This is a genomic window from Pseudomaricurvus sp. ABR4_320, from assembly GCF_056159445.1.
Map to the genome: position 1 here is coordinate 493,928 of NZ_JBSWVF010000004.1, position 15,828 is coordinate 509,755.

The 15,828-nt window shown below is 51.5% G+C and carries 17 protein-coding genes; 12 read left to right on the top strand and 5 right to left on the bottom strand.

Annotated elements, in window-relative coordinates:
• Positions 1–188 precede the first annotated feature (188 nt).
• Positions 189–671: a flavodoxin domain-containing protein gene (locus ACXAFR_RS11195; protein ID WP_475176727.1), complete on the top strand. Its 483-nt coding sequence runs from the start codon at positions 189–191 to the stop codon at positions 669–671.
• Between the two features lie 39 nt (positions 672–710).
• On the opposite strand, the gene ACXAFR_RS11200 is transcribed toward ACXAFR_RS11195, so the two are convergent.
• The 4 genes from ACXAFR_RS11200 to ACXAFR_RS11215 all read right to left on the bottom strand — a co-directional run bounded on the left by ACXAFR_RS11200 (position 711) and on the right by ACXAFR_RS11215 (position 4,574).
• On the bottom strand, positions 711–1,334 hold the full coding sequence (locus ACXAFR_RS11200; RefSeq protein WP_475176728.1) for a LysE family translocator: 624 nt from the start codon (positions 1,332–1,334) through the stop codon (positions 711–713).
• Between the two features lie 60 nt (positions 1,335–1,394).
• Positions 1,395–2,606 carry a serine hydrolase domain-containing protein gene (locus tag ACXAFR_RS11205; protein ID WP_475176731.1) on the bottom strand — a complete coding sequence of 404 codons (1,212 nt, stop codon included), beginning with the start codon at positions 2,604–2,606 and terminating at the stop codon, positions 1,395–1,397.
• Positions 2,603–3,541 carry a DUF1838 family protein gene (locus ACXAFR_RS11210; protein ID WP_475176734.1) on the bottom strand — a complete coding sequence of 313 codons (939 nt, stop codon included), beginning with the start codon at positions 3,539–3,541 and terminating at the stop codon, positions 2,603–2,605. Before ACXAFR_RS11210 ends, ACXAFR_RS11205 begins: the two co-directional genes overlap by 4 nt.
• A 61-nt stretch (positions 3,542–3,602) precedes the next feature.
• Positions 3,603–4,574 carry an alpha/beta hydrolase family protein gene (locus ACXAFR_RS11215; protein ID WP_475176735.1) on the bottom strand — a complete coding sequence of 324 codons (972 nt, stop codon included), beginning with the start codon at positions 4,572–4,574 and terminating at the stop codon, positions 3,603–3,605.
• Positions 4,575–4,817: 243 nt separating this feature from the next.
• Here ACXAFR_RS11215 and ACXAFR_RS11220 point away from each other — a divergent pair, with 243 nt between their 5' ends.
• From ACXAFR_RS11220 to ACXAFR_RS11260, 9 genes are all read left to right on the top strand, one after another.
• Positions 4,818–7,187, top strand: coding sequence for a methyl-accepting chemotaxis protein (locus tag ACXAFR_RS11220; RefSeq protein WP_475176738.1), 2,370 nt, complete (start codon positions 4,818–4,820; stop codon positions 7,185–7,187).
• Between the two features lie 142 nt (positions 7,188–7,329).
• A complete protein-coding gene (locus ACXAFR_RS11225; RefSeq protein ID WP_475176739.1) occupies positions 7,330–7,872 on the top strand; it encodes a hypothetical protein in 543 nt (180 codons plus the stop codon).
• A gap of 54 nt (positions 7,873–7,926) precedes the next feature.
• The gene (locus ACXAFR_RS11230; protein WP_475176741.1) at positions 7,927–8,259 is read left to right on the top strand and encodes a DUF6316 family protein; all 333 of its coding nucleotides are present in this window, start codon (positions 7,927–7,929) and stop codon (positions 8,257–8,259) included.
• Positions 8,260–8,324: 65 nt separating this feature from the next.
• A complete protein-coding gene (locus tag ACXAFR_RS11235; protein WP_475176743.1) occupies positions 8,325–8,549 on the top strand; it encodes a DUF6316 family protein in 225 nt (74 codons plus the stop codon).
• 76 nt (positions 8,550–8,625) lie between these two features.
• The gene (locus ACXAFR_RS11240) at positions 8,626–8,871 is read left to right on the top strand and encodes a hypothetical protein (RefSeq protein ID WP_475176745.1); all 246 of its coding nucleotides are present in this window, start codon (positions 8,626–8,628) and stop codon (positions 8,869–8,871) included.
• 142 nt (positions 8,872–9,013) lie between these two features.
• On the top strand, positions 9,014–9,256 hold the full coding sequence (locus tag ACXAFR_RS11245; RefSeq protein WP_475176747.1) for a DUF6316 family protein: 243 nt from the start codon (positions 9,014–9,016) through the stop codon (positions 9,254–9,256).
• Between the two features lie 322 nt (positions 9,257–9,578).
• The gene (locus ACXAFR_RS11250; RefSeq protein WP_475176750.1) at positions 9,579–10,211 is read left to right on the top strand and encodes a Dabb family protein; all 633 of its coding nucleotides are present in this window, start codon (positions 9,579–9,581) and stop codon (positions 10,209–10,211) included.
• A 44-nt stretch (positions 10,212–10,255) separates the two neighbouring features.
• Positions 10,256–10,783, top strand: coding sequence for a nuclear transport factor 2 family protein (locus ACXAFR_RS11255; RefSeq protein ID WP_475176751.1), 528 nt, complete (start codon positions 10,256–10,258; stop codon positions 10,781–10,783).
• A 28-nt stretch (positions 10,784–10,811) separates the two neighbouring features.
• A complete protein-coding gene (locus tag ACXAFR_RS11260) occupies positions 10,812–11,840 on the top strand; it encodes an NADP-dependent oxidoreductase (RefSeq protein ID WP_475176754.1) in 1,029 nt (342 codons plus the stop codon).
• Positions 11,841–11,847: 7 nt separating this feature from the next.
• Here the strand turns inward: ACXAFR_RS11260 and ACXAFR_RS11265 are convergent, their stop codons facing one another.
• On the bottom strand, positions 11,848–12,300 hold the full coding sequence (locus ACXAFR_RS11265; RefSeq protein ID WP_475176755.1) for a hypothetical protein: 453 nt from the start codon (positions 12,298–12,300) through the stop codon (positions 11,848–11,850).
• A 434-nt stretch (positions 12,301–12,734) separates the two neighbouring features.
• On the opposite strand from ACXAFR_RS11265, the gene ACXAFR_RS11270 reads away from it, so the two are divergent.
• Positions 12,735–13,805, top strand: a complete 1,071-nt coding sequence (locus tag ACXAFR_RS11270) for a DUF58 domain-containing protein (protein ID WP_475176757.1) — start codon at positions 12,735–12,737, stop codon at positions 13,803–13,805.
• Positions 13,771–15,789, top strand: coding sequence for a transglutaminase TgpA family protein (locus ACXAFR_RS11275; RefSeq protein ID WP_475176759.1), 2,019 nt, complete (start codon positions 13,771–13,773; stop codon positions 15,787–15,789). Before ACXAFR_RS11270 ends, ACXAFR_RS11275 begins: the two co-directional genes overlap by 35 nt.
• Positions 15,790–15,828 lie beyond the last annotated feature (39 nt).

Sequence of the window (15,828 nt, forward strand, 5' to 3'; positions counted from 1 at the left end):
TTTTCGTGATTGGGTATTGGGTTTTGTCATATCAGAGACAAATCTACTGTGGGGATTGGTCGCATTTAGAACAAGCCTGTCTGTATTTGAGGCGAATCACGTGGTTTTACACCCGTCTTTCGTGGGCGAGATTCTTGCTCATAGAGATATTCTTGTTGCGGTAGAAGCGTGGTTTTGGGGTAGACGTTATGGCGAGAATTCAAATTTTGGTGGGCAGTGTCAATGGGCGTGCGGAGCAGACCGCTCGAGCGGTTGCTTTGGTTTTGCAAAAAGCGGAGCATCGCGTCGAATTAAATCTTGATCCGGATGCGCAGGATTTAACCCGAGATGGCTCGGAAATACTTCTGCTGTGTTGTTCTACCACGGGCCAAGGGGATATTCCTCGCTCATTGATCCCGATGTTTCTGGCATTGGATGACGGTCGGGTAAATCTTCGCGGTCGTTACTATGGTGTCATCGCTTTAGGCGACAGTGGCTATGCGCAATTTGTTAGGGCCGGGCTCACCTTGGAAGCAGGGCTCTATCATGCGGGTGCAAAGCGGATGGGGAACATTTGCATTCTCGATGCGCAAAGTGACTCCAATCAACCTCTATCGGGGGCGGTATGGGCGTCTGAGTGGCAGCAAAGCCTCCCAATTGTCGAGGCGCAGGTCTCTGCAATCTTAGGTTAATGGCGGGCTGGATTACACATTTGTAGAATTCTCAGCCGTTTAGTGGTGACTGGTTGCCAATCTTATGGCCAGTGCGGCGAGAACGACCGCAGACATTCGATTGAGATTTCGTTGAGCTTTAGCTGAACGGGTCAGCCAGTGACCTAAAGTGCCGGCGGCTATGGCGATGGCGGAAAACACCAACAGTGCAACCAGCAGAAATAAGATTCCAAGATAAAATAACTGCAGCCCCATTGAGCCCTGGTCAGGGTTGGCGAATTGAGGGAGAAACGCCAAGAAAAAAATCGATACCTTGGGGTTGGTAATGTTCATCAAGACACCGCGCCGAAAGAGGGACAAGGGCGCGGCAGCTTGCTGTCCTGTGAGATCAATGTCCTGCCGGGACGCGTTCCAGGCGCACCAGGCCAAATAGGCCAGATACCCAGCACCCAAGACTTTGAGAAGGGTAAACACGAGAGGGGCAGATTGCACGATGGCGGCAACACCAAGAGCGACCGCCGTGGTGTGAACGATCAAACCACTGCAGAGGCCGAGCGTAATCCAAATACCGGACTTGCGACCGTGAATGGCCGCCTGCGTCAAAACGAAAAGGTTGTCGGGGCCTGGAGCCAGGCTGAGGAGAATCGAAGTGGCGATAAAAGCAAGCAGAGCATCAATGGTCATGATAAAGCCAGGTTCGTGAAAGCGGCGAACATGCTATGCCGCCTTCACTCAGCAAGCAAGTCAGTTGACCGGTGGTTGAAGTCCGCGAATTAATAGGTTGGGAAGACGGCTGTTATCCCATTCCGGCGAAGTGGGCGGTTTATTGCCGAGGCGTAAAACGAGCATTTGATACTCGGGCATCACATAAACCACTTGATTGGCGTTGCCGTCGAAAAGATAGAGGGTTTTGTCCAGGTAAGGTTCACTGTGAAGAACTTTTGGTCCTTTCCCCTCGGGGCCTTGAAAGCCGCGCCTTTCGGTATAGTCTCCGCCGATCCAGATTCCCAGTCCGAAATGCGGGTTTTGCGGTGTCGCAGTCGTCATGGCGTGGACATAACCTTTCGGCAAAAGCCGTTTGTCATTGTAGCTGCCATCTTGCAACAACAGCTGAGCCAGCCGCAGGTAGCTGTCTGCGGGCAGTAACATACAGCAGCCTGAGTGGGCGAGGCCGTCTTCATGGTCTGTCCAGATGCTGCCGCCACGAGCGCCGATAAGGGACAATACCTGTTTACCGATAAAATCTTGATAAGACGTTCCCGTTGCGCGCTTGATCAAGACGGACACCATGTCCGCTGTCGCATTGTTGTATTGATATTTGGCTCCAGGCTTTTCGACCAGCGGATAGCTGTGAATCAGATAATCCTCAAGCTGGTAGGAGAGATAGGCGCGATTCCAGGGGTGGTCGGGGTCGGTACTGTAACCTTGGGCGAGAAACCCTGATCGCATATCCAGCAGATGACGCATGAGTACTTCGGCTTTGTCAGTGCCTTGCCATTCGGTAATAAAGTCTGCGACCGGCTGATCGAGCGAGTCGATATACCCAAGGGCAATGGCGCGCCCTACCGCGATGGCGGAAAGGGGTTTTGATAACGACTTGGAAACCAGCGGTGTAGTTGAGGTGGTCTCACCAAAATAATCCGCGGTGACTATCTTACCCTTGTGCCAGACAATAAACGCATCGGAGTTATTCGCCTTGGCGTAGTCTCTGGCCGCCTCCAGTGCTTCGGTTTGAATCTCGATGTCTGCGGCGGCCGCTTTGGGGAGTGGTGTAAAATCCGAGGTGCCGACAACCTCCGCCATGGGGTCATAGCTCGGCATCATTCCTCCGCTTTCCATTATCGTCTTGAAGCGTTCTTGGTAGAGAGCCTCGTAGTCCGGATCGGCAAAAGCTGAGGACAAAGGACCTACCAGCAAGATAGACAGTGTGCTGGTTATTGTTCGAGCGAGCCTCACTTGCCTTTCTCCTTCATCATTTTCTGATAGTAATCGATATTGTCAAACCGCGTTTGAGTCCAGTTTTTGGTATCGAAAATTTCTGGCGTATGGGTTTCAAAACCGTGCCTGACGTCAGGGGTGAGGTCTTCAAAACCAGTAATGTTGGTGCCAAATGCTCGTGCCATGCTCCGGCCTGGCACCCTGCCTAAATGCAGAAAGGGTTGCCAACTGGTCAGATTCTGCATATGAATTTCGGCTTTTGCCGTTGTGACGGATGGATCGATAACGTCTTTCAATGCGGCGGAATAGGTGAACATGGAATCCCAGTACACCTGATCGTCTGTGGAAAGCTCAGGCCACTCGGACGGGGGGAACATATTGGGAAAGGTTTCCAGCGATTGGGCGGGAACAAATACGCGATCACCAATAACGTTAACTCGCAGAGGTTTCGGTGCAACGCCTAGAGAAATGACACCGTCGGGTGTATAGCGGCGGAAAACCGGGCCGAGGATGAATTGGTGTAACTCTACGGTTTCATCGGTAAAGGGGTTCTTCCAGTGCGTAATCGGCTGGTCTGTATCAAACTGGGTAAAATAGCCCACTTCATAGTGCTTGACCTGAAATTCATCTTCTTTTTCAGTGGGCGACCAGTATTGAATGATGTAGTTGTTCATCGAAAAAAAGGGAACGGCATTCTTGCCGGCAAATCCATAGATATGGAAACGCATAAAAGAATGGACTTCATCGTCGCCGATACTTCCGATCACTTTTGCGATGGCTCTGTTGCGTTTGGCCGGCGTGTCCAGCTCTAGATCAGCGGTGGAATAGCCGTTGGTGACCAGATGACTTTTCTGGGGTAGGGATTCTTTCGCTTGGCTGACCGTACCGGCACCAACGGCTCCGAGGGCAGAAAGAAATTTTAATGTGGAACGTCGCGACAAAAAATTACGCATATGCCATCCTCAGCGTTAGCGTTTAGCAAAAAAAAGGGGCGTCAGACGCCCCAGGGTAAGATTATTTTTTCAGTAGAGCGGTAGGCCCTGATTCGGCGAGCCATTGTTCAAGTTCTTGTTGGGCGCTTGAATCTTCACCGTGGTAGGCCGAGATCATTAGGAGAGAGATGTCTGCCGCCGTGGTTATCTGTGCCATTTGTTTGGGGGCGTCGAGCTCCGGTCGACAAATGGCGCCTCCAAAGTAGTGGTCAACCCCTTCCAAAACCAAAGCGTAATGGTTGCCGGACGCAGGCGAGGCATCATAGGCATCGAGATGTGTTTTCCAGCTGGCGTCGCTTCCCTGGGGAACATCCAAGGTGCCCGTTTGGATCAAAGAGGGCACGCTGACTTTCCCATAGCCCTCTTTTTCGATAAAGCCGGGAATGGCTGCGGGCGGTGAAAAGGCTAACACCATAGAGACTCGCTTATCTGCCACCGGTTGCTGTATACCTTCAGGAAAAACAGCCGTTGCCCCGCCTTTGGTCAAGGCGACCAGCGCGCCATAGCTATGACCCGCGACAATATAGCGGTCACCGCCATAGGTATCGGCCAGCACCTGCATATCCTGCAAGCGTGCCTCCCAGGATTTCATGCCGGTGTAGTCTTTCTGCTGTGGATGGTCGTCAGAATCTACATGCAGAGGCGCATAGACTTTGTAGCCAGCGGCAATCCAACGCGAGATCAAGGGCGCGTATTTCCAGGGGGCCGACGCCGCACCATGGGAGAACAGGATTCGTCCCTGCTCGGGGCCTGCGATTGGCCAGGACCAAACTTGCATCTTTCGATCGCCGACGGCCAATTCGGTTATGGTTGCTTCAGGCAGTTCGGGGGGTGGGCTTCCCGCTGCCAAGAGATTCGGTGAGCACAATGAGATCAGAAGAGCGAGGAGCAGGCTAACGGCATTCAGCTGGCTGCGTAGGTGCTGAGTGAGACGAGAGCGGGATGTGGCACGGCGACTTACGCTGGGGCCAAAATATGGAGGGCTAAACGACATCGTATTCCTAATTCCTTATATAACTGAACACCCAGACTGAGTTTGTCAGAGCCGAAGAGAGTGAGGGGGATTGGATTAACGATATATAGATATAACAATAAAACTGTTGCGTCAACGTATGATCTCAGGATGGTGGCTCCAAGAGCAGGGTGTATTTGATTGCCTGAGCTATCATCTCTCAGCCTTTTGTCTGCTGGCTATACTGGTGATTGCTGTCCTATAAATTTCAACTTCGGCGGATTCATGCGGCTTCAGACTCGACTTATCCTGATGGGCACCTTTCTGGCGTTCGTGCCGACGCTCCTTGTCAGCTTGGTGTTGACGCATATTTCTACTCAGGCGGCGGAAAAGGCGCTGACCCGCGAGGCGGAGAATAAACTGACGGCGATCCGGGAAACGACCGCCCAGTCAATCACCGGTTACTTTGAAGATATCCGACAACAGGTGATCACGTTTTCCAGTGATCTTATGGTCGTGGATGCCATGAAGGATCTGCAGGAGACCTTCTTCCAATTTTCTCGGGAGACCTATACCGGCAGTGCCGATCGCGTCGTGCTGGAAAACTACTACCGCGCCGAATTTGATCAACGATTTGCTGCTTTAAATGCCGGACAGTCGAGTCCGGTAGCGCAGATGCTGAAACTCAGTCAGCCAGCCATTGCTCTGCAGTCGTCCTATATCAGCAAAAACAGCTTTCCGTTGGGTGAAAAAGACAAGTTAAACGCGGGGGCCGCCGGAACCCGTTACGACAGAATTCATCAGCGCATTCATCCGGTCGTTCGCCAATACCAGCAAGCGTTCGGTTACTACGATATTTTTCTCGTCGATGCCGCCAGTGGTCATGTGATTTATTCCGTTTTCAAAGAGTTGGATTTTGCGACCTCGTTAAAGACCGGCCCTTATGCCTCGTCCGGGCTTGGTGTTGCGTATAAAAAAGCCCTGACGGCCACTCAGCCGGACGACACGTTTATTACGGATTTTTCCCCTTACTTACCATCGTACAATGCGCCGGCGTCATTTATCTCATCGCCAATTTATGAGGGAAGAACCCTGTTGGGGGTTTTGGTTTTTCAGCTGCCAGTAGACCGGATAAACGCAGTAATGACTCATCATCGCCAGTGGCAGGCGTCGGGGCTGGGTGAATCCGGCGAAACTTACCTGGTGGGTGAAGACTTCACCATGCGCAGTGATGGTCGCTTTCTGTTAGAGGACCCGAGCGCGTTCGCGCAATCACAAATTGATATCGGTGTCGGCGCAGATATAGTCCAGCAGATGCAAAATAAGCAGACCTCGATAGGCTTGCAGCGTGTGAAAACCCGAGGCTCCGAGGCTGCGATGGCGGGTAAAACGGGGTTTGATGTCTTCCCTGACTATCGAGGTGTCGCGGTCATGTCTGCCTATCAGCCCGTGGATATCAACGGACTTCGCTGGGTGGTAATGAGTGAAATTGACCAGAGCGAGGCTCTGGCGCCTGTTGAAGATATCACCCAGCGAAACTTTCTGGCAATGATTGCCAGCTGTGCAGTAGCCTTGTGCGTCGGTGGTTTGCTCGGTTACATCGCGGCAGCGCTGTTGACCCGACCTCTGCGCAGAACGGTGAATACCGTATCAAATCTCTCCCAAGGATGCGGAGATCTGACACAGCGTCTGGAGGTTGCCGGCAGTGGCGAGGTTGGTGATCTGGCAAAAGGCATCAACCAGTTTATTGCCTATCTGGATGAGACATTTTCAGAGCTGTTAAAATCGATTGTACGTATGATTCCTATCTCGCAAGACCTTGGCGAGATCAATACGCAACTCGGGTCGTTAACCCACGTTCAACAAGCCCAGGCCGATCGTGTGAATGATTGCCTGATTGCCACTCACGAATCGACGCAAGCGGTTGATCGGGAGCTCGAAGAGATCAGCAGCGCATCTGCAACCGGGGATGAAGTCGTCAAAAAGGCGCTGTCGCTGATTGCGTCTTTGCAACATTCCATGGAAGCCTTGGCGGGAAATATCGGAGAAACGGTTTCGGCGATTGACCGACTTAAAACCGATACCGATCGCATTGCTGTTATTGTCGACGTGATTAAAAGTATCTCGGAACAAACCAATCTTTTGGCACTTAATGCCGCTATCGAGGCAGCTCGGGCGGGGGAGGCGGGGCGTGGATTTGCGGTCGTTGCGGATGAGGTTCGGTCGCTCGCTTCTAAGACTCGCCAGTCGACACAGGAGATTGTTGATATGGTCGAAGGCATTCAGAGCGGAACCGAAGACGTGGTCAACCTGATGCGTCGGGGCAGCGAGGGTACTGAACAATCCCGTCAGTTGGTTATTTCCTCGTGTGAAGAACTCAATGAGGTGTCGGCAGCCACCCAGGTTATTACTCGTCACGTTGGCTTGATTTCGGCCGCTGTTCACAGTCAACAAAACAACTTCGAACAAATCAGCCAGATGTACTCCGAAATGAAAGCAAACTTTAAGCGCGCGGAAGACTGTTCGGAATTGGCAAACCGCGTCGGCTCAGACGTTAAAAACTTGGGTTGTAAACTGCAGTCGATGGTCAATCGCTTCAATGTGTCCGATCAGGATTGCTCGACGGCGCGGCGTAACAAGGTTAGAGCGGACTAGCCCCTATGCCTTAGTTAGCCTATTAACATCGGATTGCGAATGTCTGAGTCTACTTTTAGCGGATACCAATTCGGGATCTAAGAGGCCATTGTCCCAGATCTTCACGCAATGTGACGGTTTTGATGATCGACAGGGATGTGTTATGGCGGGTTTGAGAAAGCTTTGGATTCATACGGGTAAGACGATATCAGCAGGCAAATATCCGTGGCGTCTACTGGTGCTGATTATTATATTCCCAGTTTGCGTTCAGGCGACGCCAGAACCAACACATGTTTCCGGCACCGAGGCCACGCAGAAAAAGGCGGTGTATCAACGTATGCTGGCAACCTGTAAACGTTGGCAAGAATGGTATCGTAAAGATAAAAATGCCGGGGCGCATTTGCAGATGACTATCTCCTGTCGTGACGCTCAAGCCTACGCAGAGGAAAACCTGCAGATATCACCAAATCTCAACTTGTCACGCATAAAGCCGCCAAAACGCAGTAGCCGCATAAAACAATCAACGGCTGGAAAAGCCGTTCTCGTCGGTGCATCCAACGCAAAATCTCCCGCCTGCCAATCGATCCAGTTACGTATTCACCATATCCAGGCGCAGCTCAGGGCTGGCTATACCGCAAGTAAAGGGGCGCGTCTTAAGTCAAGGCGGCGGGAGTTGCGCGCCCAGTATCGTGCGCACTGTCGTTAAAATATTTTTTCGCTACTTTGTTATCTGGCGTCAAAAACTTGTATATTGAGTAGCTTGAGCTATACATCTGGTAGAAGGCTGTCAGCAAGTCGTCATCGACTGGCTGCTATTATCCCTCTACTGCTGGATGGTAATTGCTCATTTATGCATGTTCGCGCTGGTGAAAAACCGAAAACTTGGTACCGCTCCGACCGTTATTTTGTTATCGATAATCAGTGGTTTTTTACCACTCGAGAGGGGGTTGATGTCGGCCCTTACGGTGATCGTAACTCAGCGCAGGAAGGCCTGGACGTATTTTTGAAATGTGTTTCTGAAAACAATTGTTCACCGGAGCTGGCGCGGGATCTTGCCATCAAAGGCGTCTGGGGTACGGTCTATTTCATGTAAGCGGTAAGTTCGATAGACTTTCAGACAATTCCTGGTATTCACATTTTACGGATAAGATGAATGTCATGTTTATTCGCCGAGGAGAAAGTTCTTCCAAGCAGCGACAGCGTTCTGATCGCTTTATTAATATCGGTTCCGACTGGTTTTTTGTAACCCGGGAGGCTCTCTCGGTGGGGCCATATCCCAGTCAGGAGCAGGCTGCAAAAGGTCTGTCCGTGTTTCTTGGCGCTATAAACGAGCGTTACCTCACGCCAGAGCAGGCGCGCAAACTCGCCCTCGACATCCTTTGAGGGTTGGTCCATATCTATAAATTGTCATGTAATTGTTTTAGGCTGATTGGTTAATTCGTGTTACAGGTGTTTTGCCATGAATCCTATGCAGCGTGTTGATCAGTGTTTCAACGATATTGTCGCCCACTATGAAGAGGGAGAGAGGCGTGAGCAGCGTGCTGCCGCCAAGCTGCTGTTGGTGGCTCTGGAACAGTTTCGCGCCAGTGGTGATCCTAACTGGTATGCTCTGGTAAAAGAATATCTGGACCTGGCGGCGTTTAATGGTGATAAGTTTGACGCCATTTTGGCTTCCCAGCGTGCGGGTGCTAACCACAGGCACTAGAGCTTCTGCGGCTATCTCTAATCCCTTGTGATGAATCTGCTACACTAGTCAGTAAGAGAATAGGCGTCGTACATTGAGTTACGGATGGCAGTTACGATACTTGCTCCCAATTACTCGTAAACTCTGCCAAAGGGCATTGCCTATGACTGTGCGACGGGGTGAATCTGACAAAACCCACTTCCGATCCGAGCGCTATTTCCTCGTTGATGACCAATGGTTTTTTGCCACTCGCGAGGGGGTTGACGTCGGTCCCTTTCCTAACCGTCAAGCGGCAGAAGAGGGGCTGAAGGCTTTTTTAACCGCCATTAAAGAGCGCCATATGGAGCCAGATCAGGCGCGGCAAGTTGCCATCAGTGGCGTTTGGGGAACGAATCAATTTAGCTGAAGTAGCAAGCACCTATGCGCGCCTAGGGTTGGCAACGTCCTTCAGAGGTTATTCAGCTTTTCTAGGGCGTGGGATTGCCAACCTTTCCAAGACCTTCCTGCATAAAAACATACAATACGATAGGATTGTGCGCGGGACTCTGTACGCCCTTTCCTTCCATCTGATAGTCTTTTTTCATCGTTCACCATTTTTCATCGCTCAACATTGCTGCCCGTTTGAAGGATGCGGTTGTCACCCTTCATCATCTATTCCTCCGCCAATGTTGCCAGTGAGCGGAAGATGAGCGGTTTTAAACGGATAATAATAACGGAAGGCCAATGCAATGATTCGTCATATTGTCATGATAAAGTTCAAAGAAGACGCCCGTCAGGAAGATATTGATACGTTTATTGCCGAAGTGAAAAAACTCCCGCACTTAAACCCAGAAATTCGGGACTACAGCCACGGCCAGTGTGTGACCGGGCATCGCTTTCACAGTGGGGATTTTGATTTTGCGAACTGTTGTGATGTCGATTCTTACGAGGCGATGGAGCGTTACATGTCCCACTGGGCTCATCTTCGCATGACACCTTATCTCCCATCGATCCTTGAAAACATGATGTCATTCGATTGGGAAATTGACTATCACGGTCCAGAGTTTGATGAGGATGCTGCTCGAGAAGAAGCGGAGAAAGAAGCTGCACGGGTGTTGCCCATTCATGAAAATCCAGAGCGTGCTTATGTCCCGGAAATCCGGGGTAAAGGCATTGAAAAAGCGAAGGAGATGCTTGCCAAAGTTGGCCTTGAATTGGGATCCGTCAAAGAAATAAAAGGTTCCGTATGGGCGCCAGATCGTATCATGATGACAGAGCCCGAGGTCGGAGCAGATCTGCCTAAAGGCGCCTCTGTTGCAATATCCGTGACCGGTGACTGGCTCTGTGGACCGCAGGTTGTTGAAGAGGCGGCTGCCTGGTAACTGGTAGGGCAGCATGCTGTTGATGTCCTGGAGGTGGTGTTGTCATGCATTCTCTCTCTGATGAAGAGTATCGAGTTTTCCAACGTTTGATTTCAGAGGCTCAGTGTCGCTCAGTTCTTGAAGCCTACAGCCGTTGCGTGGATTGGAAAGATTGGCAGACGTTAACGCGTATTCTTGAAGATGACGCGCATTTTGATTTTGGAATTTGGCAAGGTTCGACCAAGGATTTTCTGCCGTGGGTAAAAGCGTTGGAAGATTCATACCTACGGCGATTACATCTTTTTTCCGCTCAGTCGATTTCAGTCAGTGATTGTACTGCCACCGCAGAAGTCGGACTTGTGAATTACTTACGTGCTGCAGATGAGCAGGGGGCGTTGGTTGATGATCTACTTTTTGGACGCTATCAATTTACGCTTACCAGACAAGAGGACGTTTGGCGAATTCAATCCCTGACATTTTTATTGCATGGCTGTCAGCGCTTTCCTGCTAGCGATTCAGGTGATTCGCCAATGTTTGCGGATGGCTTGGATTCGCAGCATCCAGGTTTTTCCCATTCCCGCTATTGCTCCTAAAAATAATGATTTAAAACGAGATTACATTATGCCGGCTAATCGTCAGATCGTTTTACGGTCTTATGTTTATGGTGTTCCTAATGAAGACCATTTCGATATGATTGAAACCCCGATGCCAGAGATTGCCGACGGGCAGTTCTTGCTCCGGAATCTGTATTTTTCACTGGAGCCCGCTATTCGAGGTTGGCTGGAGGGAAAGGCCAACTATTTTGAGCCTATCGCCTTAAATGGCGTGATTCGTGGGCCGAGTGTTGGCCGAGTGATCGCATCCCGCAATGCAGATTTTGCAGAAGGTGACATCGTTTTTTCCCTCAATCACTGGGAGGATTATTCGGTTTGCGACAGTCAGACCTTGTTGCTGGAAAAGTTAACGCCAAAAGAGGGCATCCCTCTGTCCTACTATGTGGGCCCGTTGGGTGGGTCTGGAACCACCGCTTACGTTGGCCTGCATGAAATTGGCCAGATCAAAGAGGGGCAGACGGTCGTCGTCAGTGCCGCAGCTGGTGCCACTGGCAGTATGGTCGGTCAGATTGCCAAGCAGCGCAATTGTAAAGTCATTGGCTTTGTTGGCAGCGATGAAAAGGCCGACTTGATCACTCGGGATTTTGGCTTTGATGCGGCGATCAATTATAAAACCACGGAGGACCTCGCCGGAGCGGTAACTAGGTTGGCGCCGGAAGGGGTGGATATCTACTATGATAACGTCGGTGGCGACATTCTAAATGCCATGCTGCTGACGATGAAGGTACAGGGGCGTATCGTGTGTTGCGGCATGATTGCCGACTACAATCAGACCGAAAACCCTAACCCGATAACCAATCTCTGGGAAGTGGTTGCGCGCCAGCTGACAATGCAAGGCTTTTTACTGTTTACCTATCAGGACAAAGTGCCTGCGGCACTGGACCAGTTGGCGGAGTGGGTGCATCGAGGTGACATTAAAGTTGTCGAGGATATCACCCAGGGAATTGCCAATACGCCGATGGCGTTCAGTCGACTCATGTCCGGTGCGACAATAGGTAAAGCGCTGGTTGAGTTGGACTTGCCTGAACAGCGTTAGTTCGCTGTCAGTCGCTCATTGGTGCAGGTAAGGCCAGTATCTGTGGAGGCTCTTCTTTAGGCAGTGCAATGACACTGACACTCATCGTCCGGTAGGGGAAGCGCTCAAAGGTTATCTCATAATGACCGGGTATATCGGTACTAAAACAGAAAAAGCCTTTGGCGACCCGCTGACTGTCTTCATTGATGGTGACCATCGTCCCGTAGGGGAGGTTCGAGAATCTCAAAGTGTCGTCACCATCGGCTTGCAAACACTGGCGAGACTGATTGATTTGCAACACTGGCCGGTCCAGAAACTGCCGACATATGGCATTCCAATACTTATCATTCCCATCGACAAATTCTGTATATTCCCGGGATACTTCATCGGGAAATAACGCTTGTTCAGTGACTTCTTCTAGCAGGCAGCAACCGGAGCGTACCACCTGTCCCTGCGCATCGTGAACCACAAATATGGGCATATCTTAACCGCTGATCAGATAAAACATTCTGAGGTTTAACGCCTTCAGACCGGTCTTCCTTTTTGCCGTATCGCTCCTCACCCAATTTGACAATTGAGCTGAGGGTAGCGGAAACAGTCTCTTAGGAACTATGTGGCCTAGCGTGACAATCTCGTAGGGCACACCAGCATCGCGGCGGTGACAAATCCACGCCTTGGTAACCAGAATCCATCCCGATAGAGAAAGCCAAATTGACCTTTTGACGTGTCAGTGTTCTGACAGTAAGGTCGGCTCACAGTAAGAATAGTAGAAAGTGTAGTTGAATTTGACGCCGTTGCTAGATTTTATTTCGTGGCATTTGGGGTCTTTGATAAGAATTGAGCATATGGTTATTGAGTGATCGTCATAGTGCATGTGTGCTGGCGACGTCTCCGGTTTAGGTTATAGTTAATGCCATGTTACGAATGCAACGCCTGCGCGGTATTTTTAAGGTTTGGTGGAGTCAACTTTGGCTGGTACGAGTTGGTCGGCGCTACTATGGCCGCTGGCTGGATCGACGTATTCCCCGTGCGGATGCCATTGTGCTCAATCGCCACAACTTGTTGGTCATACCGACGAAAGCAGGCTGGTCCTATCTTTTTACCGCGCTACTGTTGTGGATAACAGGTACCAATTACCAGAACAACCTGGTGCTGTCGATTAGCTTTATTATGCTAAGCGTAATGGTGGTCTGTATATACCACACCTTTCTGACTCTGGCGGGATTGCGGATTGAGTTTGTGCGTGTGTCTCCGTGTTTTGCTGGTGAACAGGGAGAGCTGCGGGTTCGTGTGAGTCGAGATAAAGGCGGCAATCGGGAGAGCATCTTCTTCGAAACTCAAGATAAATCCCGAACTCGCCTGGATCTGCTCGACGAAGACAGTACAACCGTGAATCTGTTGGTTGGCGGCAGCGAGCGAGGGTGGCAGCAGATTCCACGCATTCGAATGCAGAGCGTCTTTCCTTTGGGATTGATTCGCTGTTGGACCTGGCTGGGTTGCCAGCGGAACATTTTGGTTTATCCGAAACCTGTCATGAGTTATCAGCCGCCATTGGGCGGGCGTGCCGACAGCGAAGGCGATTTGCGTGAGGTGGCCGGCAGTGATGATTTCTTCGGTCTGCGGCCCTATCAACCGGGAATGTCGATTAAGCACATCGATTGGAAGCACTTTGCCCGAGGCCAGGGCCTATTCAGTAAAGACTATGTCTCACCTGCGGCATCCAGTGTGCAGTTGGATTGGGAGCGATTGATCAATCTGGAGGTGGAGCAGCGTTTGTCGGTCTTGAGCTACTGGGTCGTTCAATTCAGTTCTGAAGGTCGGGCCTGTGGTCTTGTCATGCCAGGTTGTGACATTCGTCCCGCCACTGGCGATGAGCAGCGTCGGCAACTGCTGAAGGCTCTGGCGCTATACGGCAAGGAATCGCTATCCAGTCGGGGAGAAGGAGTATCCGGTGTCCAGCCGAAAATCACCACCGCTACTGCGTAACAGTATTCCCTGGTTATTGGCGTCGCAATCACTCGCGGTGACACCGCTACTGTTTCAATTACCCCTGTGGCTAACCGCTGTGGCATTGATTGTCTTCTTCTGGAAGCTGCAGGTGTATCGCGGTGCCTGGCAGATGCCATCAACGTTAACCCGCCTGGCACTTATCGGCGTGTGTCTGTGTGGCCTGATGATATCGTTTACCCGGTTTTTCGGGATCGAGCCCATGGTCACGCTACTGACTTGTGCCGTGCTACTCAAGCAGCTGGAAATGCGCCAGCGGCGTGATGCCATTCTGCTGGTGTTGCTGACGTATTTTCTGATCGCTGTCCACTTTTTGTTTATCCAATCTCTGCCGGTAGCGCTCTACGCATTGCTCTGCCTTTGGTGTAACACCACAGCATTGTTGGTTATTCACCAGTCGCCAAACAACCGCAACCCAAAACGCAGCGCTGCCTTGAGTGGTCGTCTGTTGCTGCACAGCATTCCCTTTATGTTATTGATGTTTTTGGTGGTGCCACGGTTGGATCCTTTATGGGCGGTTCCTGAAGAGGTGAAATCATCGGTGACAGGCATCTCTGACAGTATGTCGCCGGGAGACTTCAGTGCACTGTCAAAATCCGGGGGTGTCGCTTTTCGCGTTGCGTTTGAAGGCGAGCGGCCACCGGCTTCGCAGCTCTACTGGCGTGGGCCGGTTTTTTCCCGCTTTGATGGTCGCAGTTGGCAACCAGCGCGGCCGGTGGACTATTATCGCGATGGCAGTAACGTCGCCTGGTTGGGGCAGAAAATGCCCTATTGGATGGACGCAAAGCGGGCCGATGGAAAAACGCTGAATTATCGCGTTATTCTGGAGCCGACACAGCAGCCCTGGTTGTTCGGCCTGCCATTGGTGACTGACTTTGCCGCCAGTGATGACCGCGTGTTGGGAATGAACCGAGACTATACGCTGGTGAGTGAAAAAACCGTGAACCGGCGAATTCAGTACCGGGTGTCCTCCGCATTGGAGTATCGCCTGGAATCAGAAAACCTGCCCGTTTGGCGGCGACAGTTTGAAACCTATCTGCCCCGCCGGATGAACCCTCGCAGTGTCGATCTCGCGCGGCGCTGGCGCCGTGAAGCCGCCGACGAGAGCGCGTATATCAACCGCGTCTTGCAATTGTTCCGCGAAGAATTCCGCTACAACATTGAAGTACCAACCCTCGGTTACCACAGTGTCGATGACTTTCTGTTCAAATCCAAAGTCGGGTTCTGTGAACACTTTGCCAGCAGTTTTGTTGTGATGATGCGCGCAGCAGGGATCCCAGCCCGAGTCGTAACAGGCTATCTGGGCGGGGAATATAATCCCCTTGAAAACTACGTGGTGGTGCATCAGTACGATGCGCATGCATGGAGCGAAGTCTGGTTGCCAGGGCGTGGTTGGACACGAGTGGATCCCACCGCTGCGGTGGCGCCAGAGAGAATTGAGCGCAGCCTTGGCGATGCGTTTCCAGAACAGGTGGAAAGTTTGGCGTCACTGGGTCGTTATCGGGAGTTCCCTTTGGTGGGAAAATTGAGGTTACAGTGGGACGCCATACAGTATCGTTGGGACAGGGCGGTCCTAGGTTTCGATGACAATACCCGTAATGCGTTTCTAGAGCGCTTGCTTGGGCATCTGAATCCGTTCAAAGTCGCCGTTTTTCTTTTGGTCTGTGGCTCGCTGGCGCTGGCCATTATGATTCTGCATCTCTGGTGGCATAACCGACCACAGCCTCTAACGCCGGCACAACGCTTTTATCTGCGGGTGGAAACCCAATTGCGCAAACGTGGCTTTAAGCGCCTGCCGGGAGAGTCGGCGGAGCGTTTTCGGGCGCGTGTTGTGACTGAGGCGCCACAATTAAGCTCTGTTTTGGGGGATATCACCCGCTATTTTGAGCGTTGGTACTACGCTGATGAGGCGATTTCCACCGAGAAATCCCGGCAATTGCTGCAAGCTTTAAGAAAAGCGTAAAGCATCCTGTAACTGACTCCCCCGGGGGGGGGATGCTCG